The 20,897-nt window shown below is 75.1% G+C and carries 17 protein-coding genes; 7 read left to right on the top strand and 10 right to left on the bottom strand.

The window, feature by feature from the left end; translation table 11 throughout:
- Positions 1-12 precede the first annotated feature (12 nt).
- Positions 13-363 (bottom strand): ArsR/SmtB family transcription factor, encoded by a 351-nt coding sequence (locus C892_RS0122475; protein WP_017559022.1) that lies wholly within the window; start codon positions 361-363, stop codon positions 13-15.
- A gap of 598 nt (positions 364-961) precedes the next feature.
- On the opposite strand from C892_RS0122475, the gene lanKC reads away from it, so the two are divergent.
- From lanKC to C892_RS0122455, 4 genes are all read left to right on the top strand, one after another.
- The gene (lanKC, locus tag C892_RS0122470; RefSeq protein WP_017559021.1) at positions 962-3,649 is read left to right on the top strand and encodes a class III lanthionine synthetase LanKC; all 2,688 of its coding nucleotides are present in this window, start codon (positions 962-964) and stop codon (positions 3,647-3,649) included.
- A gap of 32 nt (positions 3,650-3,681) precedes the next feature.
- Positions 3,682-3,807: a SapB/AmfS family lanthipeptide gene (locus C892_RS0122465; RefSeq protein ID WP_017559020.1), complete on the top strand. Its 126-nt coding sequence runs from the start codon at positions 3,682-3,684 to the stop codon at positions 3,805-3,807.
- Between the two features lie 719 nt (positions 3,808-4,526).
- A complete protein-coding gene (locus C892_RS0122460) occupies positions 4,527-6,347 on the top strand; it encodes an ABC transporter ATP-binding protein (RefSeq protein WP_017559019.1) in 1,821 nt (606 codons plus the stop codon).
- A 115-nt stretch (positions 6,348-6,462) separates the two neighbouring features.
- A complete protein-coding gene (locus C892_RS0122455; protein ID WP_017559018.1) occupies positions 6,463-8,229 on the top strand; it encodes an ATP-binding cassette domain-containing protein in 1,767 nt (588 codons plus the stop codon).
- A gap of 40 nt (positions 8,230-8,269) precedes the next feature.
- Here C892_RS0122455 and C892_RS0122450 read toward each other — a convergent pair whose 3' ends face one another.
- The 5 genes from C892_RS0122450 to aztB form a co-directional block, all read right to left on the bottom strand.
- Positions 8,270-9,301, bottom strand: coding sequence for a phosphatidylinositol-specific phospholipase C domain-containing protein (locus C892_RS0122450; RefSeq protein WP_017559017.1), 1,032 nt, complete (start codon positions 9,299-9,301; stop codon positions 8,270-8,272).
- A gap of 259 nt (positions 9,302-9,560) precedes the next feature.
- A complete protein-coding gene (aztD, locus tag C892_RS0122445) occupies positions 9,561-10,760 on the bottom strand; it encodes a zinc metallochaperone AztD (protein ID WP_017559016.1) in 1,200 nt (399 codons plus the stop codon).
- A 62-nt stretch (positions 10,761-10,822) separates the two neighbouring features.
- On the bottom strand, positions 10,823-11,782 hold the full coding sequence (aztC, locus tag C892_RS0122440) for a zinc ABC transporter substrate-binding protein AztC (protein ID WP_239647486.1): 960 nt from the start codon (positions 11,780-11,782) through the stop codon (positions 10,823-10,825).
- A gap of 77 nt (positions 11,783-11,859) precedes the next feature.
- The gene (locus C892_RS32020; RefSeq protein WP_026124563.1) at positions 11,860-13,053 is read right to left on the bottom strand and encodes a hypothetical protein; all 1,194 of its coding nucleotides are present in this window, start codon (positions 13,051-13,053) and stop codon (positions 11,860-11,862) included.
- Positions 13,050-13,937, bottom strand: coding sequence for a zinc ABC transporter permease AztB (gene aztB, locus C892_RS32015; protein ID WP_017559013.1), 888 nt, complete (start codon positions 13,935-13,937; stop codon positions 13,050-13,052). The genes C892_RS32020 and aztB overlap by 4 nt, the downstream gene beginning before the upstream one ends.
- A 50-nt stretch (positions 13,938-13,987) precedes the next feature.
- Here aztB and aztA point away from each other — a divergent pair, with 50 nt between their 5' ends.
- From aztA to C892_RS0122415, 3 genes are all read left to right on the top strand, one after another.
- Positions 13,988-14,680 (top strand): zinc ABC transporter ATP-binding protein AztA, encoded by a 693-nt coding sequence (aztA, locus tag C892_RS0122425; RefSeq protein WP_017559012.1) that lies wholly within the window; start codon positions 13,988-13,990, stop codon positions 14,678-14,680.
- Between the two features lie 495 nt (positions 14,681-15,175).
- Positions 15,176-15,361 (top strand): hypothetical protein, encoded by a 186-nt coding sequence (locus C892_RS0122420; protein WP_017559011.1) that lies wholly within the window; start codon positions 15,176-15,178, stop codon positions 15,359-15,361.
- 189 nt (positions 15,362-15,550) lie between these two features.
- Positions 15,551-15,736 (top strand): hypothetical protein, encoded by a 186-nt coding sequence (locus C892_RS0122415; protein WP_017539214.1) that lies wholly within the window; start codon positions 15,551-15,553, stop codon positions 15,734-15,736.
- Between the two features lie 62 nt (positions 15,737-15,798).
- On the opposite strand, the gene C892_RS0122410 is transcribed toward C892_RS0122415, so the two are convergent.
- From C892_RS0122410 to C892_RS0122395, 4 genes are read right to left on the bottom strand one after another with little or no spacing between them, the layout of a single operon-like run.
- Positions 15,799-17,268, bottom strand: coding sequence for a rhamnulokinase (locus tag C892_RS0122410; RefSeq protein ID WP_017559010.1), 1,470 nt, complete (start codon positions 17,266-17,268; stop codon positions 15,799-15,801).
- Complete coding sequence (locus C892_RS0122405; protein WP_017559009.1) at positions 17,265-19,307, bottom strand: bifunctional rhamnulose-1-phosphate aldolase/short-chain dehydrogenase; 2,043 nt, start codon at positions 19,305-19,307, stop codon at positions 17,265-17,267. The genes C892_RS0122410 and C892_RS0122405 overlap by 4 nt, the downstream gene beginning before the upstream one ends.
- A 55-nt stretch (positions 19,308-19,362) precedes the next feature.
- Positions 19,363-20,523, bottom strand: coding sequence for an L-rhamnose isomerase (gene rhaI / locus C892_RS0122400; protein ID WP_017559008.1), 1,161 nt, complete (start codon positions 20,521-20,523; stop codon positions 19,363-19,365).
- Positions 20,520-20,879 carry an L-rhamnose mutarotase gene (locus tag C892_RS0122395; protein WP_017559007.1) on the bottom strand — a complete coding sequence of 120 codons (360 nt, stop codon included), beginning with the start codon at positions 20,877-20,879 and terminating at the stop codon, positions 20,520-20,522. Before C892_RS0122395 ends, rhaI begins: the two co-directional genes overlap by 4 nt.
- Positions 20,880-20,897: the final 18 nt, after the last annotated feature.

The following is a 20,897-nucleotide window of genomic DNA, read 5'->3' as shown; positions in this document are numbered from 1 at the left end:
CGGGGGGGGGGATCAGCCGTGCGCGGAGGACGCCTCGGCCGGCCCCCCGGCGTCCGCGCCGCGGTGGGCGCCGATGACCGCTCCGAGCAGCCCGGGGAAGCGCGCTTGGAGGTCGTCGGCGCGCAGGCTGTTGAGGATCGCGGTCCCCTGGTAGCGCTGGCGGATCACCCCCGCCTCGCGCAGCACGCGGAAGTGGTGGGTCGAGGTCGACTTGCTCACGGGGAGCTCGAAGGCGATGCACGCCATGTCGGTGTGGCCTTCGGCCAGCTCGCAGGCGATCCTCCTGCGGATCGGATCCGCGAGGGCGGCGAGGACGGCGTCCAGGTCGATGTCCTCGCGCTCCGGATGGTCCAGCGTGCGCACGCGCCCCTCCCTCCGCTCGTGGGCCCGCCCCCCATCGTAGTGCGGGGCGGCGGCGCCCTTCGCGGAGCGCGCTCGGGGAAACCGCCACCGCCCTCCTCTTTTGCGAATGAATTCTCCAGGCATTCATCGGCCGGAAGGCGTGGGCCGACGGCCGCAGGCCGATAAGGGAAGTTCACTCCGATGAACACTCCCGCCGCCGGGAGTTCGGTGGGCGCGATTTCACACCTCAGGAGCGGAACCCGGCGTCCCCCGCAGTTCGGGCGCACCGATCACGACCGCGTCCACACATGCGACGACCACACTAATATCGGACGAACCCTTTCATTTCACCCTCCCTCAAAGGAATCCGAATTGTCCATTCCCGGACCATCGCCCCTCATCAAAAGGAAGACCGCCCTTCCGTTGACGCGAGCACCGCCTGTCTCCTCCCGCCCACCATGGGAACTTTTCCCTTCACCGGCCAGGCTTGCGACCTGGAATAGCGCCCCCCTGCGGCTATTCCAGAAAGAATGGGCCCCTGCCGATGTCGACATCACCGGGAGGTCCGTGCAACGTTTGGTGGCGGCATCGACCCGCCGCCCCGGCAAGGGAGTTCTCGTTGAGCAAGGGGTACGGAGTTTTCTGCGACGCAGATCGCCATTTCTACGACACCCCCCGGCGACGAGCGGCGGACGCCCCGGACGCGGGCGGCGGAGGCGACCGGCTCTTCGCGGCGGCCCGGCGGCCGGCGCCCGAGGGCTGGCGGAGCCACCGCGAGGGCGACTGGCTGGCGCTGCGCCCGCTGGACCACCGGCTGCCGGAGCAGGGCTGGAAGATCCACGTCTCCGCCCGGCCGGACAACGCCGAGTCGGTGCTGGAGCGGGTCTGGGACTTCTGCGTGGAGCGGTCGCTGGCCTTCAAGTTCGTGCCCACCCGGTACCTGCTGCACAACCGCAACGCCAAGTACGCCGACCGGGGCGCCAGCGGCAAGTTCATCACCGTCTACCCCGGCGGCGACGAGGAGTGCGGTGCGGCGGCCGCCGCACTGGACGGGCTGGTCGGCGGCGAGCCCGGGCCCTACATCCTCAGCGACGTGCGCTGGAACCGCGGACCGGTGCACCTGCGCTACGGGTCCTTCACCAAGCGGTACTGCTACGACGAGAACGGCGACGCCGTGCCCGCGCTGGAGGGACCCGCGGGCGCCCTCGTGCCCGACCGGCGCGGCCCGGGGTTCCACGCCCCCGGGTGGGCGCCCGTGCCCGACTTCCTCCGGCCCCACCTGGAGGCGCGCTCGGCGGTGGACGTCACCGGGCTGCCGTACGCCATCGAGCGCGCCCTGCACTTCTCCAACGGCGGCGGCGTCTACGCGGGGCGGGTCAAGGCCACCGGCGAGCCCGTGGTGCTGAAGGAGGCCCGGCCGCACGCCGGGCTCGCCGCCGACGGGGCGGACGCCGTGGAGCGCCTCGAACGCGAGCGCGAGGCGCTGGAGCGCCTGGCCGGGCTGGACTGCGTGCCCCGCGTGCTGGGCCGCTTCCAGCTGGACGACCACCGCTTCCTGGTGCTGGAGCACGTCGGCGGCAGGCCGCTCAACTCCTTCTTCGCCCAGCGGCACCCGCTGATCGGGCCGGAGGCCTCCCCGGAGCGGCTGGCGGAGTACCGCAGGTGGGCCGTGCGGCTGTACACCCGGATCGAGGAGGCCGTGGCGGCCGTGCACGGGCGCGGGCTGGTCTTCAACGACCTGCACCTGTTCAACATCATGGTCTCCGAGGACGAGTCGGCCGTCGTGCTGCTGGACTTCGAGGCGGCCCGGCCGGCCGAGGACCGGGCCCGCCAGACGGTCGCCAATCCGGGGTTCGTCGCCCCCGGCGACCGGCGCGGCTTCGATGTGGACCGCTACGCGCTGGCCTGCCTGCGCCTGGCCCTGTTCCTGCCGCTGACCAGCCTGCTGGCGATCGACCGCGGCAAGGCCGAGCACCTGGCCGCCGAGGCGGCGCGGACCTTCCCCGAGGCGCGGTGGTTCCTGCGGCGCGCGGTGGAGGAGATCCTGCGCGACGCCGACGGCGAGAGCGCCGCGCGCCCGGTCACCCCCGAGTCCGGGACGCCCGGCACCGGCGCCGCCCCGGCCGAGGCGGACGGACCGCCCGCATTCCCCCCGGTCGCCCCGGGCGACTGGCCGCGCAGCCGCGACTCGATGGCCGCCGCGGTCCTGGCCTCGGCGACCCCCGGCCGCGACGACCGGTTCTTCCCCGGCGACATCGCCCAGTTCGGCTCCGCCTGCGGCGGCCTGTCCGTGGGCTTCGGCGCCGCCGGGGTGCTGTACGCCCTCGCCGAGAGCGGCGCCGGTCCGGCGCCCGAGGCCGAGGAGTGGCTGCTGCGGCGCGCCAAGGACCCAGGCTCGGGCGCCCCGCTGGGCTTCTACGACGGCCTGGCGGGCCTGGCCTGGACGCTCGACCGCCTCGGCCACCAGGGGCCAGCCCTGGAGCTGACCGGGCTCCTGCTCTCCCAGCCGTGGGAGGCCGCCGGCCCCGGGCTGCACGGGGGCACCGCCGGGATCGGCCTGGCGCTGGACGCCATAGCGGCCGGCACCGGTGAGACCGAGGCGTCGGCCGCGGCCCTGCGCTGTGCGGAGCTGTCGGCACAGCGGGTGCTGGCCGCCCCGGACGAGCGGCGCCGCGCGGGGCTCCTGCACGGGGGCTCCGGCACCGCGCTCCTGTGCATCCGGCTGTACGAGCGCACCGGCGACACCGTCCTGCTCGACCTGGCCCGGCGGACGCTCCAGGCGGACCTCGACATGTGCGTGACCGGGGCCTCCGGCGCCCTGCACATCGACGAGGGGTGGCGGACCCTGCCCTACCTGGGCGAGGGCAGCGTCGGCGTGGGCATGGTGATCGACGACTACTTGGAGCACCGCCGGGACGCGGCCCTGGAACGCGCCCGGCCGCAGATCGTGCGGGCCGCGCAGGGCCGGTTCTACGCCCAGCCGGGCCTCTTCCGCGGGCAGGCGGGGATGGTGCTGTACCTGAGCCGCACCACCGCGCCGGCGGGCGCGGGCGCCCGCCCGTCCTCCGACCCGCACGGGGTCGGCCGGCAGATCGACGGCCTCTCCCTGCACGCCATGCGCTACCGCGGGCACCTCGCCTTCCCCGGCGAGCAGATGATGCGGCTCTCCATGGACCTCTCCACGGGGACCGCAGGATGCCTGCTCGCACTGGCCGCCGCACGCGGCGGCACGCCCACAGGGCTCCCGTTCCTCCCTCCGCTCCGGCGGAAGGAGCCGGCCGCCGAGGCGGCCGGGACAACCGAATGACGACGACACGAAGAGCGACGAAAGGAAGAACCATGAGCCTGCTCGACCTGCAGACCCTGGAGCCCGCCAAGGACGAGGCCGCCGGTGGCGGTGGCGGCAGTGAGGCCAGCCTCCTGCTTTGCGGCGACAGCAGCCTGAGCCTCACCACCTGCCACTGAGGCCCTGAGCCGGTGGGACGTCGATAGTCCCCTGCAAAGGGGACACGCCGACCTCCGAGCCCCGTCCGCGCGGTGCGCGGACGGGCGCTCTACGGCCGGTGCGGCCGCTGCGTGCCCGGTTCTGGGAATACGGTCCCTTTTCCCAGAGTGCTCGGGCACGGCCGCTCTCCGGCATCCCGGTGAGGCGGCGCCTCATGAAGGACTCGTACCCGAATACCGGCGTTTCTAAGGGCGCCCCCCGAAACGGCTGTGAGCGCGGGCATGGACACCCGAAACGGAAAGGCACCTCCGGGGCGCCGTTCCGTTCCTCTCCGCTCACCACTGTTCCACTGCCCGCGCCTTCGGGGGGCGTCTGTTCACAGGTCCGATGCACGGAGAAACGGTCAGAGCAACGAGAGCAGAGGCACGAGAGGGGCGCGAGCACTGATCCGGCGTGACGCTTCACCGCTTTCGACCGGCCGTGTCCCCATGACGACCGCGCCGAATCCGCGGATGTTCTCGGCGGAGGACCGGACACGCGGTTCCGTGACCCTCCGAACGCCCGCAGTACTTTCATCCCCAAGGCGCACGGGCGCCCCCAGAAAGGGCGGCGAGTATGAGTCGGTGACCACCGCTCCCCCGCAGGGGCGAGCGTCGGTAACGCAGCTCCCCCAGCGGCCGGGCGCCGACCGGACGGCCGGCGCCCGGCTCCGCTCTCCCCGTTCCAGGAAGGGCCAAGGATGGTGTTCACTCGCCGGCGCCGCGGTACCGGCCGGGCCCCGGACGTCCGGTCCGCCGACGCGCTGCTCACCCGGGTGGCCCGCGCCGAGGCCGGGCGCACCGGAGGAGTCCTGCTGTGCTCGGCCGCCGCGGCAGGCGCCTCCCTCGCCGTCCCCGCGGTCATGGGCTCCGCCCTGGACCTGCTCCTGGCCCGCGCCCCCGACGCCGGGCGCACGCTCGCCGCGGCGATCGCGCTCATCACCGCCGAGGTGGTCCTGACCTCCTGCGCCGCGCTGCTGGCGGGCACGGTGGGCGCCCGCTCCACCGCACGGCTGCGCCGCGGGGCCGTCGCCCGGCTGGCCTCAGCCTCCCCCTCCGAGGTCGCCCGCTTCTCCCCCGGCGACCTGGCGACCCGCCTGTCGGCGAACGCCACCGAGGCCGGGACCGCCCCCGCCGCGGCCGCACAGATCGCCGCCGCGGCACTGGCGCCGACCGGGGCCCTGGTCGCGCTGGTGCTCATCGACCCGTGGACGGCCCTGGCCTTCACGGCAGGCCTTCCCCTGCTGGCGCTTCTGCTGCGCTCGTTCGCCCGCAGCTCCGGGGACACCGTGGGGCGGTACCTGCAGGTGCAGTCGGGCATCGCCGCCCGGCTGACCGACGCGCTCTCCGGTGCCCGCGCCATCGCCGCCGCCGGGACGCTCGACGCCGAGCGGAGCCGCGTCCTGCGCCCGCTGGACGCGCTCGGCGCCGAGGGGCGGCGCATGTGGGCGGTGCACGGCTCGGCGATGGCGCGCAGCGGCGTGCTGATGCCCCTGCTGATCACGGCCGTCCTGGCGGTGGGCGGCCTGGGGCTGGCGGCCGGGCGGCTGAGCGTCGGCGACCTGCTGGCGGTGTCCCGCTACGCGGCACTGGCGGCCGGCCTGGGGGCGGTCGCCGAACCGCTCGGGGCGCTGGTGCGGGGGCGGACGGCCGCGCGCCGCGTGGACGCGCTGATGGGCGTGCCGGAACTGCCCTACGGGCGCTCGGCGCTTCCTGCGCAGGGCCCCGGTGCGCTGGAACTGCGCGGGGTGGAGGTGCGGCGCGGCACCGACCGGGCACTACGCGGGGTGGACCTGCACGTTCCGGGCGGACGGACGGCGGCCGTGGTCGGGCGCTCGGGGGCGGGCAAGTCGACGCTGGCGGAGGTGGCGGGCCGGCTGACCGACCCGGACGGGGGCACGGTGCTGCTGGACGGCGTCCCGCTTGCGGACGTGGCCGAGGAGGAGCTGCGCCGGGAGGTCGGCTACGCGTTCGAGCGGCCGTGGCTGACGGGGGCCACCGTCGCGGAGGCGATCGCCGCGGGCGCGGAGACGGCCTCGGAGCGGGACGTGCGGGCGGCGGCCCGGGCGGCGGGGGCGGACGACTTCGTCCGGATGCTTCCCCAGGGGTATGCGACCCCGCTGGAGGAGGCGCCGCTCTCGGGCGGCGAGCTCCAGCGTCTGGGGCTGGCGCGGGCGTTCGCGCACGCGGGGCGGCTGCTGATCCTGGACGACGCCACCTCCAGCCTGGACACGGCGACCGAGCGGAAGGTGGACCGGGCGCTGGCACGGCAGGTCCGCCCCGGCACGCGGCTCGTCATCGCGCACCGGCTGTCGTCGGCGGCCCGGGCGGACATGGTGGTGTGGCTGGACGGGGGCCGCGTCCGAGCGGTCGGCTCCCACGAGGAGCTGTGGCACGACCCGGAGTACCGGGCGGTGTTCGGCGAGGGCGGGCACGCGGATCCGGCGGAGGACTCGACACCGGGCAGAACGGGCACTTCAGACGCACCGGGCGCCGCAGCCCACAGGGACGGCGCCCTATGAGACCACCGACCGCACCACGCCGCCTCTCGACCCGCTGCCGAAACGACGGAGGCCCATGAAGCCGGCGGCCACAGCACCCCACGCTTCTCGAGAGCCCGCGGCAGGGCAGGACCCGGTGACGGCCCCGCGCCGGTGGCATCGGGGGATCCTCCGCAGGCTCCTCCCCCATGGGCTGCGCTTCTTCCGCCGCCACAGGGGCGGGCTCCTCGGGCTGGCCGCGTGGTCCCTGCTGGAGTCGGTCCAGACGTTCCTGGTCGGCTTCTCCATCGCCTGCTCCCTGGACCGCGGGTTCCTCGCCGGGCGGCCCGCCGAAGGCCTGGCCTGGCTCGGCGTCGCCGCCGCCTCGGTGCTGCTCGCCGGGCCGGTCCTGCGCGGGGTCTTCCACCGGCTCTCCGGGATGGTCGAGCCCTTCCGCGACGGCCTGGTCCAGCGCGCCGCCGACCAGGCCCTGCGCCGGGCCGTCGCCGACCCCGCCCGGGCGGCCGAGGCCGAGCGGGCGGCGGTCTCCCGCCTCACCCAGCAGACCGAGATCGCCCGGGACGGCTTCGCCGGCCTGGTGCTGACGGTGCGCTCGTTCGCGTTCACCGCCGTGGGCGCCGTCGCCGGGATGGCCGCCCTGGCCCCCGAGCTGCTGCCGGTCGTCCTGCCGCCGCTGGCCCTGGGCCTGCTGCTGTTCCTGCTCACCCTGCCGCCCATGGCCGCAGCGCAGCGCCGCTTCCTCGACGCGGACGAGGCCTGCACCGACCGGGCGGCGGCCCTGCGCGTCGGCCTGCGCGACCTCGTCGCCTGCGGGACCACCCGCCCCGCCCGGGACGAACTGCTCCGCCTGACCGACGAGGCGGCTTCGGCGGCCAGGGCCCTCGCGCGGTGGACGGCGGTTCGGACCCTGGCCCTGGGGGCGGCCGGGCAGCTCCCGGTCGTCCTGCTCCTGGCCGCGACCCCGTGGCTGCTCGACCAGGGCGTGAGCGCCGGGGCGCTGATGGGGGCGCTCACCTACCTGGTCCAGTCGCTGCTGCCCGCGCTGCGGACCATGATGACGGCGGTCGCGGCGGCGGGGAGCCGCCTGGTGGTGGTCCTGGACCGGTTCGTCCCCGAGGGGCAGGAGGACGAGCCCGCCGAGGAGCCCCGGGACGGCGGCGCCGAACCCCCGGACGGCCGTGCCGAACCGGCCGTGTACTGCCGGGACCTGCGGATCTCCTACGGGGCCGGCACCCGCCCGCTGGTGGACGGGTTCGACCTCGACGTGCCGGCCGGGGCGCACCTCGCGGTGGTGGGGCCCAGCGGCATCGGCAAGTCCACGCTCGCACACGTCCTCACCGGCCTGCACACCCCCGACCGGGGCACCGTCCGGCTGAGCGGCCTGCCGCCGGGCGGGGGCGGCGCGCGGTCGCTGGCGCGGCGGAGGGTGCTCCTGCCGCAGCAGGGGTACGTGTTCGCCGGAACGGTCCGCGAGAACCTCGCCCAGCTCGCCCCCGAGACCGGGGACGACCGCCTCGGCGAGGCCGTGGCGGCGCTGCGGCTCGGCCCGCTCGTGGACCGCCTGGGCGGACTGGACGCCGAGGTGGACCCGGCGGCGCTCTCCTCCGGAGAGCGCCAGATGCTCTGCCTGGGGCGGGCCTACGCCTCCCCCGCGCCCCTGCTGATCCTGGACGAGGCGACCTGCCACCTCGATCCGGGGGCCGAGGCCCGCGCGGAGGCGGCGCTGGCGCAGCGCCCGGGGACGACGCTGGTCGTGATCGCGCACCGGCTGTCGTCGGCGCTGCGCGCCGACCGGATCCTGCTGCTGGACGGGGCGGGCACGGCCTACGGCACCCACGCGGAGCTGATGCGCGGATCGCCGCTCTACCGGGACCTGGCGGGCCACTGGGGTGTGCCCGCCTGATCCCCGTGCCCGCCCCGGCCGTCGCGCATCACCCCGCGCATCACCCCCGGGGCAGGACCATGCCCAGCACCGACGGCAGCCCCGTCCAGTCGCTGGTCACCGTCGTCGCACCGGCCTCGGCGAGCTCGGCGACGCGCTCGGCGGCCTCCTCCTCGCCCGGGGAGACGGGGTCGATGGCCGGCGAGACCGCGTGCGCCCCGGTCATGATCAGCAGGTAGCCGTTGTCGGTGTACCAGGAGGTGTCGATGCCACCGCCCCCGACGTAGGCCGTCGCGCTCCCGTCGAACACCACGAACCACGGCCGGATGCCCTCGTCGTAGCGCCCGCGGGGGTCGCCGGACTCGGCGTCCAGCACCGCCGGGAACGCCGCCGCCCGGCCGATGTCCCCGGCCTCGGCGAGGTCGCGCAGGTGGCGGCCGTACTCCTCGTCGGTCCACAGGTCGTCGAAGGGGTTGCCGCGCTCGACGGTGCCCGGGATGAGCTCGACGAGGATCCTGCCGGCGAGGGCGTCCCGGTCGGCCCAGGCCCCGGCGCGGGCGGCCTCGTCCAGCGTGGCGTGGCCGCCCTTCAGGTCCGCGGGGCGGTAGAGCGCGTCGCCGAGCACCTCGCCGAGCAGCGCGTCGAACTCGGCGGGCCCCATCCCGCTCGCGGCGTGGAAGCCGTCCTTCATCTCGATCTTCAGCGTGAGGGGCCGGTGCCCGGCGTTGGCCTCGTGCCAGGTGCGGATGTCGGTGAGGCAGGCGCGGAAGTCGTTGCCGGTGCCGCCGTCGCGCAGGCCGTCGGGGTCCCTCGCTCCGACACAGTTGTTGCTCTGGCCGAACAGGTCGTGGTTGACCCGCCAGTCGCCCGTGTGCTCGTCGGTCCAGACGTCGATCTCCAGCAGCCCGGCCCCGCTGTCCAGGGCGTCGGCGAAGTAGGGGAAGGCGGACTTCTCGTAGGCGTTGTGCACCCCCACCGCCGTGGTGGCGGCGAGGGAGCCGGTGTCGGCGTGGGCGGGCGGGGCGAGGGCCAGGACGAGGGCGGCAGCGGCGGCGGGGCCGAGCATGCGCGCGGTGGCGGCCGGACGGGGCACGGGGGCCTCCTCGGGGGGATGCGCGGGCCGCCTGCGGGAAGGGCGGGGGGCGGCGCACACGCGCGAGCGGGGATCCGGGACGGGGTCGGGGGGATCGGGCGCCCGGAGGGCACGATGGGCAACCGTACGGTCGCTCATCGTGCCACCCCGGAAGGGCGCTCGGAACCCGTGCGTCCATGAATTCTCTTCGGACGGCGGGAATACCGAGGGTCACAGGGGCGACCGCGGCACCCGCCGCGGCCGCCCCCGTTCCCGCCGGTCAGCCCTCGATGCCCGTGATCTCGTTGGAGGCCTCGGGCAGCTCGGTCTCCTCCTGGACCTCACCGGAGGCGATGTCCACGGCGTACAGCCTCTTCTCCCCGGGGTCGGTCACGTAGGCGGTCCCGCCGCGGACGAAGAGCGTGGGACGCGGCTCCTGCCACTCCAGCGGCTCACTCCACTCCCCGATGACCGGGTGGGAGTCGGTGACCTCGGCCGACTCCGGGTCGATGACGTGCAGCGCGCCGTCGGTCCCCAGGATCAGGCCCTCACCGTCCGGGCCGCGCCCCAGGGAGCGGAAACTGTAGCTCGTGCCCAGGTCCACGAGCTCCAGGCCGCCCTCGGCGGTGTCGAGGACCGTGACGCGCTCGGGGCGCTCCAGCTCGGCATCCGGGTCGGTCTTGTAGTCGCCCAGCACGTACCGGGACCCCTCGTGCCCGGCCTGGTTGCCGATGCGGCCGTAGTCGTCGGGGCTGTCGATCTTGGTGAGCGCTCCGTCGCGGTAGACGAGCACGCCGTCCTCGCAGCCGATGACGACCGCCTCGTCGCGGGCGGTGGCCTCGCCGTGCACCCCGGGGCACTCCTCGTTGCGCTCGATCTCCTCCCGGTCGGCGTCGAGCACCTGGACGCCGGTGCGCTCCTCCTCGTCCCCGAGCGTCACCACCATCTCGCTGTTCTCCAGCACCACGGCGACGCCGTGGTGCGGGTGGTCGGTGGTGTGGGTCTCGGCCTCGGGGAGCCCGTCGCCCAGGTCGGCGGGGTCGAACACGGTCACCTCGCCGGCGCCGTCGGAGAACAGCACGGTGCTGCCGGCGTGGCGGACGACGTGGCCGGGCTCGGGCGCCTCGAACTCCGCGTCGGTGAGCTCGGCGCCGGCGGCGTCGAGCACGCGGAAGCCGGTCGAGGTCGACACCAGCACGTGGCGCCCGTCGCCGGCCGGGTTGAGGCGGTTGAAGCCCTCCAGCGGGATGTCCTCGACGACCTCGAGGGTCTGCCCGTCGAGGACGAAGATCCCGCCGTCGTAGGTGGCCACGAGCGCGTCGGCGGCCTCGGAGGCGGCCTGGCCGCCTCCGCCGTCCCCGCCGCCGGTCCCGCAGGAGGCGGCGGTCAGGCCGAGCGCCGCCAGTGCGGCAAGGGCGGCGGGCGCGGTGGCCCGCGGCCCGCGGCGGGGGCGGCGCGCCGTCAGGGCTGGGTTCTGCATGGTGGGGGTTCCGTTTCCGTGCGGGGGTGTTCTGGACGAGGGGGGTAGGCCGGATCAGGGGCTCACCGGGCCAGGGCGTCCGCGATGGCCCCGGTGTTGTGGCGGGTCATCTCCAGGTAGGTCGGGGCCTCGCCGTCCTCGGCGGTCAGGGACTCGCTGAAGAGCGGGACGACCTCGATCTCCAGGCCGGCCTCGTCGGCCATCACCCGGGCCAGCCGGTCGGGCCGGGAGGAGTCGGCGAAGACCGCGGGGACGTCCGCGTCGCGGACGGCGTCGGCCAGGGACTTCAGGTCCGAGCTGCTCGGCGAGGCCAGGGTGGAGCCGCTGGGCACGACCGCCCCGACGACCTCGAAGTCGTAGCGCTGGGCGAGGTAGCCGAAGACGTGGTGGTTGGTGACGAGCCGGCGCCGCTCCCCGGGCAGGGCCGCGAAGCGCTCGGCGGCCTCCTCGTGCAGCTCCTCCACCTGCCCCCGGTACCGCTCGGCGTTGGCGCGCACGCGGTCCTCGTCGGCGCCGTCGACCTGCGCGACGACGGCGTCGGCGATGGCGTCGACGGCCTCGGCGGCGCGCACCGGGTCGGTCCAGAAGTGCGGGTCGGGCCGCCCGGCGGTCTCGCCCTCGGTGTACTCGATGGGGTCGACGGCCTCGCCGACCTCCAGTCCCGAGGCGCCGGCCTCCTCGGCCGCCTCGACGTTGCGCAGCACGCCCTCCTCCAGGCCGAGGCCGTTGTAGACGAGGAGTTCGGCCTGCTCCATCCGCGCGGCCTGCCGGGCGGAGACCCCGAAGGAGTGCGGGTCGGCGTTGGGCGGCATGAGCACGGTGACCTCGGCCTCGTCGCCGACGACGGCCCGGGTGAGGTCGCCGAGGATGTTGGTGGTGACGACGACGCCGGAGCGGTCGTCGCCGAAGGCCGCGCACCCGGACAGCACCGCGGGCAGGACCAGGGCGGTCAGGGCGAAGGCCGGGGCCGCGGCGCGGCGGAGGGCGCGGCCGCGGGCGCGGGGCGGGCTGGTCGTCGGCATCGCGGTCACGTGTGTCCTTTCGAGGAGGCCCGGAGCGTCAGGGAGGGGAGGAAGCGGGCCCCGGGGCGGGAGAGGGGTCACCACCCGGTCTCGACCATGAGGTCGGGGCTGGTTCCGAGGTCGAAGGTGCGGGCGAGCCTCAGGTCGTCGTTGTAGTCGAGTTCGTAGACCGCGTCGGCGGCAGGGTCGTTGACGTAGGCGCGGTCGGTGTCGATCCGCACGGCGGGCGCGGGGCCGTCCCCGTCGGGCGGGTCGAGCAGCCCGGTCCGGGCGGTGCGCTCGCCGGTCCCCGGGTCGTAGGAGCTCAGGGCCCCGTCCTCGCCGAGGACGAGCACCGGCAGGTCCTCCCCGGCGGCGGCGACCGCGAGCGCGGGGCCGCCGTCGATGAAGGTCCATTCGGCCGCGCCGACGTCGAGGACCCACACGCCCTCGTCTCCGGCGGACCCGGCCAGGACGGGGGCGCCGGGGCGGTGGTGGAGGCCGTCCACCGGCGGGGCGTCCGGGGCCTCCGGATAGGGGGCCTTCCGCGCTTCGAGGGCGTCGTCCTCCTCGGTCACCAGCAGGGCCCCGTCGGCGCAGCCCAGGACGGCGCCCCGACGGGTGACGGCCTGGCCGCGGGCGTCGGGGCACGGCTCGTCGAGGGCCCGGTCGGTGGAGGAGCCGTCGCGCTCCAGGACCCGCACGGCGTCCTCACCGCCCCCGGCGGCCAGCAGCCTCCCGGCGTAGGGCAGCACGGCGGCGGCGTCGGGCTCGGCCGTCACCTCGACCTCCCCCTCGTCGAGGGCGGCGCGGTCGAGCACCAGCGGGCCGCCGTCGGAGGCCAGCACCGTGGCTCCGGCGTCCCCGGAGGCCCGCAGCGCGCCCGCGCCCGTGCCCCCGGCCTCGCCGACCGTTCCGGGCTCGGCGCGGTAGTAGTGCACGTGGTCCCCGTGGTCGACCGTCCAGGCCCCGCTGTCCAGCACGCTCACCGCGTCACCGGTGCCCAGGTAGACGTGGCGGCCGTCGGTCGCGGCCGTCTCGGCGCCCGGGACCGGGTCGAGCCCGGTCACCTCCTCGGTCGCGGGGTCGAGCACGGACACCGATCCGTCCTCGGTGTCGGCCATGACCAGGCGCCACTGGGGCTCGGCGGTCTCCTCGGCCCCTTCGACGTACCCGTGCGGCGCGGCCTCGGGCTCCTCTGCGGTCCCGCCCTCGGCCGCGCACCCGGCGAGCACCAGGGCGCTCACCGCCCAGCAGGCCAGTGCCGGACCGGTTCTCCATCCGTTCGTCATGGTGGGAACGCGTGCTCCTGTTCGGGGACGGGGGTACGGGGTGCGGGCCGCGCGGGGGCGGCGGCCGGCCGGCGGTCCCGCGCGGCCGCCGCCAGGGCGGAGGCGAAGAAGAAGGCCACCGCGACGGCGGCGATGGTCGCCCCGGCCGCGGTGCCCAGGTGCCAGGACAGGACCAGGCCGGCGAAGGTCGCGGCCGATCCCAGCAGGGCCGCGCCGAGCATGATCACCGGGATCCGCCGGGCCCACGGCGCCATCGCGGCCGGGGGCGCGATGAGCAGGCCGAAGACCAGCAGGGTGCCCACCACGTGGAAGGAGGCGACGATCGCCAGGGTCACCAGGCCCAGCAGGGCCAGGTGGGCCGGGCGCGGGCGCAGCCCCAGCGTCTGGGCCTTGCGCGGGTCGAAGGCCAGCGCGACGAAGGCGCGGTGGCCCGGCAGGGCGACGGCCGCCGCGGCGGCGGCCGCGGCGGCCAGGACCGCCAGGTCGGCCGGGCGCACGGCCAGCACGTCGCCGAAGAGGAACCCGGTCAGGTCCACGGCGAAGGACTGCGACCGGGACACGATGATCACGCCGAGCGAGAGCATGCCGACGAACAGCAGCCCGATCCCGGTGTCCTGGGAGATCCGGGACCAGCGGGTCACCGCGCCCACGCCGAGCGCCATGGCGACCGCGCTGAGGGCGGCGCCGAGGAACAGGCTGCCGCCCAGCAGCGAGGCCAGGGCGACCCCGGGCAGCATGCCGTGCGCCATCGCATCGCCGAGGAAGGCCATGCCGCGCAGCACGACCCAGGTCCCGGCCAGGGCGCACACGGTCGAGACGAGCACGCCGGCCACCAGGGCCCGTGCGACGAAGGCCACCTCGAAGGGGGCGGTCAGCCAGTCCATGGGGAGACCGTACACTGAAAATGATTTTCGTTGTCAATCGAGGAGGCGACGTGGCCCACCGCACACCGAACGCCGTGGAGCTGCACGGCGTGACCGCCGGCTACGGCCGCACGACGGTGCTGGAGGGGGTGGCCGCCGTCCTGCCCCGCGGGCGCGCGACGGCGCTGGTCGGCCCGAACGGGTCGGGCAAGTCCACGCTGCTGGGGGTGCTGGCGGGGGTGCACGCGCCGGCCGCGGGGCTCCTCAAGCGGCACCACCGCGAGCGCCCGGCGCTGGTGGTCCAGCGCAGCTCCGTGCCCGACGCCCTGCCGATCACCGTCCGGGAGACCGTCGCCATGGGGCGCTGGGCGCATCTGGGCCCGTGGCGGCGCCCGCGCGCCCGGGACCGGGCCGTGGTGGCCGCCTGCATCGACCGGCTGGGCATCACCGACCTGGCCGACCGCCCGCTCGGGGGGCTCTCCGGCGGGCAGCGGCAGCGGGCGCTGCTGGCCCAGGGGCTCGCCCAGGAATCCGACCTGCTCCTCCTGGACGAGCCGTCGACCGGCCTGGACACCGGCGCGCAGGAGGTGATCCAGCGGGTCCTGGAGGAGGTCGCCGGGGAGGGGGTCACCGTGGTGTACGCCACCCACGACGCCGATTCGGCGCTGCGGGCCCACCACCGCCTGCACCTGCGCAACGGGCGCATCACCGCCGAGGCCGCGACGGCCGCCCCGCCCGCCCGCGTCCCCGACGAGGTCGCCTGACCCGGACGGGGGCTCCCCGCACGACGCGCCGCACCCTCGGGTCCGGGCACCCGTTGCACGGAGAGGTCATCGTGTCGCGTGCGCCTGCACGGCCCGCCCCGGAGGCCACAGATCAGCGATCCAGCGGCCGGACCCGAACGGCGTATTCGGTCGTGTCCGCTGAAGCAGTGGGACATTCCGTTTTCCACGCCCCCAGAAAGCCGTGACGAGGCCCGCCGCCCGCCGCCTCGGATGGTGCGGTGGTCGCCGTCAGCCGAAGGCGACGACCGGAACGCCCACCGCCCGGCAGGGAACGGCCGCGGATTCGGTCGCCGCCCGTCAAGCACGGCGACGCTCCCGTGACGCGCACCGCGCCCCGCAGGCGCAGCACGCCGCCCTTCGGCGGGCACCCTGCGATGTGAGCTGCACCCCTATCGCCACGGAGGCCGACGAACGTCACTGCCTGCTGGAATACTCAGAACTCCCCTCGCTCACACAGGCCGGAGACGCATTTCCATGAACCGTTCAGGCATCGTCCTCGCGCTGCTCTACGCCGGGCCCGGAAGCTCGGTGCGGCGCAACGGCGACGGACGCCTGGAGGTGGCCCCCGCCTCCCGCCCCGACGACGGCGGCCAGGTGCTCCTCACCCACGACCAGCTCCTCGAACGCGGCGTCGACGCCCTCCTCGAACTGGTCGCCTGACCCCGCCGGCCGAGAGGCGGATGCGGCCGCCGTCGCCTGCACTACCATGGTGGGCCGCGCCACTCCCCCGTGTGTCGCAGTCGTGCCCGCCCTGTGAGCGGAAACCCACCTCTCCGGGGGGCGACGGCCGCCGCGCCCGCTGCGATACTCGGGCTCCCCCCACTCCACACAGGTCGGAGACGTACCCCCATGAACCGTGAAGGCCTCGTCCTCGCGCTGCTCTACGCCGGACCCGGGAGCTCGGTCCGTCGCGACGGCGACGGACGCCTCAAGGTCTCCCCCGCCTCGCGCGCCGACGAGGACGGTCAGGTGCTCCTCACCCACGACCAGCTCCTCGAACGCGGCGTCGACGCCCTCCTCGAACTGGTGGCGTGATCGCGGAGCCGGGGCCGGCCCGTCGGGCCCGCCCCGGCGGCGGCGCTCCCCGCCCCGGCGGGTCAGGGCTCGTAGACGGTGACCGGGAAGGACGCGCGCACGATGGCGCGCAGGTCCTCCAGGGCGGTGTCCGGGTCGACGAGCCCCGCCGCCCTGGCCTGGACCAGCAGGTTGCCGATGGCCGTCGCCTCCACCGGCCCGGCCACCACGCGCCTGCCCGTGCGGCGGGCGGTGAGCCGGCACAGCAGCGCGTTCTGCGAACCGCCCCCGACCACGTGCACCGTCCCGGCCTTGCGGCCGGACAGCTCCTCGGCCGTGTCGATCGTGCGGGCATAGGCCGCGGCGAGCGACTCCAGGATGCTGCGGACCACCTCCGCCCGGGACCCGGGCGGCCGGACCCCGCGCTCCTCGAACCACCCCCGGATGCGCGCAGGCATGTCGCCCGGCGGGACGAACCGGGGGTCCGCGGCGTCGAAGACGGGGACCTGCCCCTCCACCGCCGCCGCGGCCGCCAGCAGGTCCTCCAGGGCGGCCCCGTCCGTGCCCCCGGCGCCCTCGGTGCCGCCCCGCCAGGTCCGGATGGACTCGCTGAGCAGCCACAGCCCCGAGACGTTGCGCAGGAAGCGCACCCGCCCGTCGACGCCGCCCTCGTTGGTGAAGTTCGCCTCCCGCGCCTGCGCTGTGAGCACCGGCCGGTCGAGTTCGAGGCCCACCAGCGACCAGGTCCCGGAGGAGATGTAGGCCGCGTCGGGGTCCTCGAACGGCACCGCCGCCACGGCCGAGGCCGTGTCGTGCGATCCGACCGCCGTCACCTGCACGCCGTCCCGGTCGGTCCCCAGGCGCCCGGCCGCCTCCGAAGTGAGCGGCCCGATCCGCTCCCCGGGCCGGACCAGGTCCGCGAAGAGCCCCGGATCGAACCCCAGCCGCGCCATCAGCCCGGTGTCCCAGGACCGGTCGGCCACCGAGAGCAGCCCCGTGGTCGAGGCGTTCGTGGCCTCGGCGCGGGCCCGCCCGGTGAGCCAGTAGGCCACCAGGTCCGGGAGCAGCAGGAGGCGGTCCGCCAGGCCCAGGAAGCCGGACTCGCGCTCGGCCGCCAGCTGGAACAGCGTGGTGAAGTCCAGGTGCTGCAGGCCGTTGCGGGCGTACAGCTCGGCGCCGTCGGCCACGGCGTGCACCAGCTCCACGCCCCGGGCGGAGCGCCCGTCCCGGTAGTGGTAGGGGACGCCGAGCATCCGGCCGCCCCGCAGCAGCCCGTAGTCCACCGCCCAGGAGTCGATGCCGATGCTGCACAGCCCGGGGGCCGCGGCCGCCGCCCGGCCCAGCCCCTCCTCCACGGCACCGTAGAGCGCCTGGATGTTCCAGTGCAGGCCCTCGCCCCGCCCCTCGGTGAACCGCACGGGCGTGTTGGGGAAACGGGCGACCTGCTCCATGGTGAGCCGCCCCTCCTCCAGGCGGCCCAGGACGACGCGCCCGCTGGTGGCCCCGAGGTCGACCGCGGCCAGCGCCGGGGCCTGCGCGCTCGCCCCCCTCACCGCAGGAAGGCCGCCGCCACACCGGCGTCGACCGGGACGTGCAGGCCCGTCGTGTGCGAGAAGTCGCCGGTGCACAGGGCGAAGACCGCGTTGGCCACGTTCTCGGGCAGGACCTCGCGCTTGAGGATGGTGCGCTGGGCGTAGAACCGGCCCAGGTCCTTCTCCTCGATGCCGTAGGTCTTGGCCCGCTGGGCGCCCCACCCGCCGGCGAAGATGCCCGAGCCGCGCACCACGCCGTCGGGGTTGACGCCGTTGACCCGGATGCCGTGCTCGCCGAGCTCGGCGGCCAGCAGGCGCACCTGGTGGGCCTGGTCGGCCTTGGCCGCCGAGTAGGCCACGTTGTTGGGGCCGGCGAACACCGAGTTCTTGGAGGCGATGTAGACGATGTCCCCGCCGAGGCCCTGGTCGGCCAGGATCGCCGAGGCGTTCTTGGCCACCAGGAACGACCCCTTGGCCATGACGTCGTGCTGCAGGTCCCAGTCCTCCTCGGTGGTCTCCAGCAGCGGCTTGGACAGCGACAGCCCGGCGTTGTTGACCACCAGGTCCACGCCGCCGAAGGCCAGGACGGCCTCGCGCAGGGCGGCGCGGACCGCGGTCTCGTCCGCGACGTCGGCGGCCACGCCGACCGCGGTGTCGGGGCCGCCGATCTCCTCGGCCGCGGCGCGCGCCCGGTCCGCGTCGAGGTCGGCGACCACGACGCAGGCGCCTTCGGCGGCCAGCCGCCCGGCGACCGCCCGGCCGATCCCCGAGGCCGCACCGGTCACGAACGCCACCCGCGTGGCCAGCGGCTTGGGCGCGGGCCGGCGCTTGAGCTTGGCCTCCTCCAGCGCCCAGTACTCGATGCGGAACTTCTCCTCCTCGCCGATCGGGCTGTAGGAGGACAGCGCCTCGGCGCCGCGCATCACGTTGACGGCGTTGACGTAGAACTCGCCGGCCACGCGCGCGGTCTGCTTGTCGGCGCCGTAGGTGAACATGCCCACGCCCGGGACCAGGACGACGGCCGGGTCGGCGCCCCGCATCGCCGGGGAGTCCTCGGTGGCGTAGCGCTCGTAGTAGGCCCGGTAGTCGGCGCGGTAGGCCTGGTGGAGCGCGGGCAGCGCCGCGACGACCTCCTCCACGGGGGTGTCGGCGGGCAGGTCGACGACGAGCGGTTTGACCTTGGTGCGCAGGAAGTGGTCGGGGCAGCTGGTGCCCAGCTCCGCCAGCGCCGGCATCTTCTCCCGGGACAGGAAGTCGAGCACGGCGGCGGAGTCGGTGAAGTGCCCGACCGCCGGCGTGTCGGCCGAGGCGATCCGGCGCAGGTGCGGGGCGAGGGCGGCCGCCTTGGCCCGGCGCTCCTCCTCGGGCAGCGGGGCGTACCCCGGCCGCACGGCGCCGAACGGCTCGGCGGCGCCCTTCTCCGCGATGTAGCGCTCGGCGGTCGCGATGATCCAGCGCGAGTTGGCCTCGGCCTCCTCGGAGGTCTCCCCCCAGGCGGTGATGCCGTGCCCGCCCAGGATGGTGCCCACGGCCTGCGGGTTGGCCCGCTTGACCTCGGCGATGTCCAGCCCGAGCTGGAACCCGGGCCGGCGCCAGGGCACCCACACGACCTTGCCGCCGAAGACGGTGCGGGTCAGCTCCTCGCCGTCGGCGGCGGTGGCGATCGCGATGCCCGAGTCGGGGTGGAGGTGGTCGACGTGCGCGGCCTCGACCAGGCCGTGCATGGCGGTGTCGATGGACGGTGCGGCGCCGCCCTTGCCGTGCAGGCAGTAGTCGAACGCGGCGACCATCTCGTCCTCGCGCTCGACGCCGGGGTAGACGCCGGCCAGGGCCCGCATGCGGTCCAGGCGCAGCACCGCCAGGCCCTCCGGTGTGAGGGTGCCCAGGTCGCCGCCGGACCCCTTGACCCAGAGGAGTTCGACGTCCTCACCGGTCACGGGGTCGGTCCCGGTGCCCTTGGCCGAGGTGTTGCCGCCGGCGAAGTTGGTGTTGCGGGGGTCCGAGCCCAGCGCGTTCGACCGCGCGATCAGCTCGGCCACCGTGGGGTGGAGGTCGGGCATCGCTTCTTCGTGCCTCTCTCTTTCGCTGTTCCGTGCACGTGGGGGGTCGTCGGGCTCAGGCGCCCCAGCCCGCCTGGGTGCCGCCGACGCGCTCGGCCTCGATCGCCTCCTGGTAGCCGGAGTCGAGGTAGGCGCGCATGGGGTCGGCCGGCAGCCCGCGCGAGGCGCGCCACCGGGCCAGCATCGGGCGGACGTCGGTCTGGAAGGCGTCCATGAAGACCTCGTTGGCGCGCAGCACGTCGCCGGCGACCTGGGCGTCGCGCAGCGCCGCGGTGTCGAGGAGGAGCGCGCGGGCGGTCATCTCCTGGACGTTGAGCACCGAGCGGATCTGTCCGGCGATCTTGTTCTCCACGTTGTGGCACTGGTCGAGCATGAAGGCCACGTCCGGGTCGTTCAGCCCCCCGCCGCGCACGACCTCCACCAGGATCCGGAAGAGCTGGAAGGGGTCGGCGGCGCCGACGATGAGGTCGTCGTCGGCGTAGAAGCGCGAGTTGAAGTCGAACGAGCCCAGCTTTCCCAGCCGCAGCAGCTGCATGACGATGAACTCGATGTTGGTGCCGGGCGCGTGGTGGCCGGTGTCCAGGCAGACCACCGCCCGCTCGCCGAGCGCGGCGACCTGGGCGTAGCTGGTCCCCCAGTCCGGGACGTCGGTGTGGTAGAAGGCCGGCTCGAAGAACTTGTACTCCAGGACCAGGCGCTGGTCGGGGCCGAGGCGGTCGTAGATGGCCCGCAGCGACGCGTGCAGGCGGTCCTGGCGGCCGCGCATGTCGGCCTGGCCCGGGTAGTTGGAGCCCTCGGCCAGCCAGATCTTCAGGTCGCGCGACCCGGTCCGGTGCATGATGTCGATGCACGCGAAGTGGTGGTCGATCGCCTTCTGCCGGATGCGCGGGTCCTCGTGGGTCAGGGCGCCGAACTTGTAGTCGTCGTCCTGGAAGGTGTTGGAGTTGACGGTGCCCAGGCGCACGCCGTTCTCCCGGGCGTGCTCGTCCAGGGCCGCGAAGTCGCACCGGTCCCAGGGGATGTGCAGGGCCACGGTGGGGGCCAGGCCGGTGTGGCGGTGCACCTGGGCGGCGTCGGAGACCTTCTCGAACGCGTCGCGCGGGGTCCCCGGGGTGCCGAACACCTTGAAGCGGGTCCCGGAGTTGCCGAAGGCCCACGAGGGCAGCTCGATGGCCTGGGCGGCGAGGTCCTCGGTGATCTGGTCGAAGGCGGTCACTGCGCCCTCCCTTCCGTGGTGGCGCCGGCGGCGGCGAGCTGGTCCTCCAGGTGGAAGACCTCCCGCAGGCGGACGGGGCCGGCCTCGAAGGAGCCGCCCTCGGCGAAGAAGGGGCGCATCGAGGCCTGCCACCGCGCGTTGATCTCGGTGGTGTCCATCCGGGCCTGGGCCGCCTCGTAGTCGGGGGTCTCCAGGTAGCCGATGACGGTGCCGTCGTCCTGGGCGAACAGCGAGTAGTTCGTCCATCCGGCCTCCCGCAGGGCCCGGAGCATCGGCGGCCACACCGCCCGGTGCCGCTCGATGTACTCCTCCATCCGGTCGGGCCGCACCTGCATGCGGAAGCACACGCGCTCCACCGGTTCCTCCTTCCTCAC

It is taken from the genome of Nocardiopsis baichengensis YIM 90130, assembly GCF_000341205.1.
GTDB classification, from domain to species: Bacteria; Actinomycetota; Actinomycetes; order Streptosporangiales; family Streptosporangiaceae; genus Nocardiopsis_A; species Nocardiopsis_A halophila.
Note: the sequence above shows the minus strand (reverse complement) of the source record. Positions and strands in the feature narration are given on the sequence as shown.

Coding starts and splice junctions, on each gene's coding strand:
- C892_RS0122465 (WP_017559020.1), top strand. CDS start 3,682: ATGAGCCTGCTCGACCTGCAGACCCTGGAGCCCGCCAAGGACGAGGCC.
- C892_RS0122460 (WP_017559019.1), top strand. CDS start 4,527: ATGGTGTTCACTCGCCGGCGCCGCGGTACCGGCCGGGCCCCGGACGTC.
- aztD (WP_017559016.1), bottom strand. CDS start 10,760: ATGCAGAACCCAGCCCTGACGGCGCGCCGCCCCCGCCGCGGGCCGCGG.
- aztC (WP_239647486.1), bottom strand. CDS start 11,782: ATGCCGACGACCAGCCCGCCCCGCGCCCGCGGCCGCGCCCTCCGCCGC.
- C892_RS32020 (WP_026124563.1), bottom strand. CDS start 13,053: ATGACGAACGGATGGAGAACCGGTCCGGCACTGGCCTGCTGGGCGGTG.
- aztB (WP_017559013.1), bottom strand. CDS start 13,937: ATGGACTGGCTGACCGCCCCCTTCGAGGTGGCCTTCGTCGCACGGGCC.
- C892_RS0122420 (WP_017559011.1), top strand. CDS start 15,176: ATGAACCGTTCAGGCATCGTCCTCGCGCTGCTCTACGCCGGGCCCGGA.
- C892_RS0122415 (WP_017539214.1), top strand. CDS start 15,551: ATGAACCGTGAAGGCCTCGTCCTCGCGCTGCTCTACGCCGGACCCGGG.
- C892_RS0122405 (WP_017559009.1), bottom strand. CDS start 19,307: ATGCCCGACCTCCACCCCACGGTGGCCGAGCTGATCGCGCGGTCGAAC.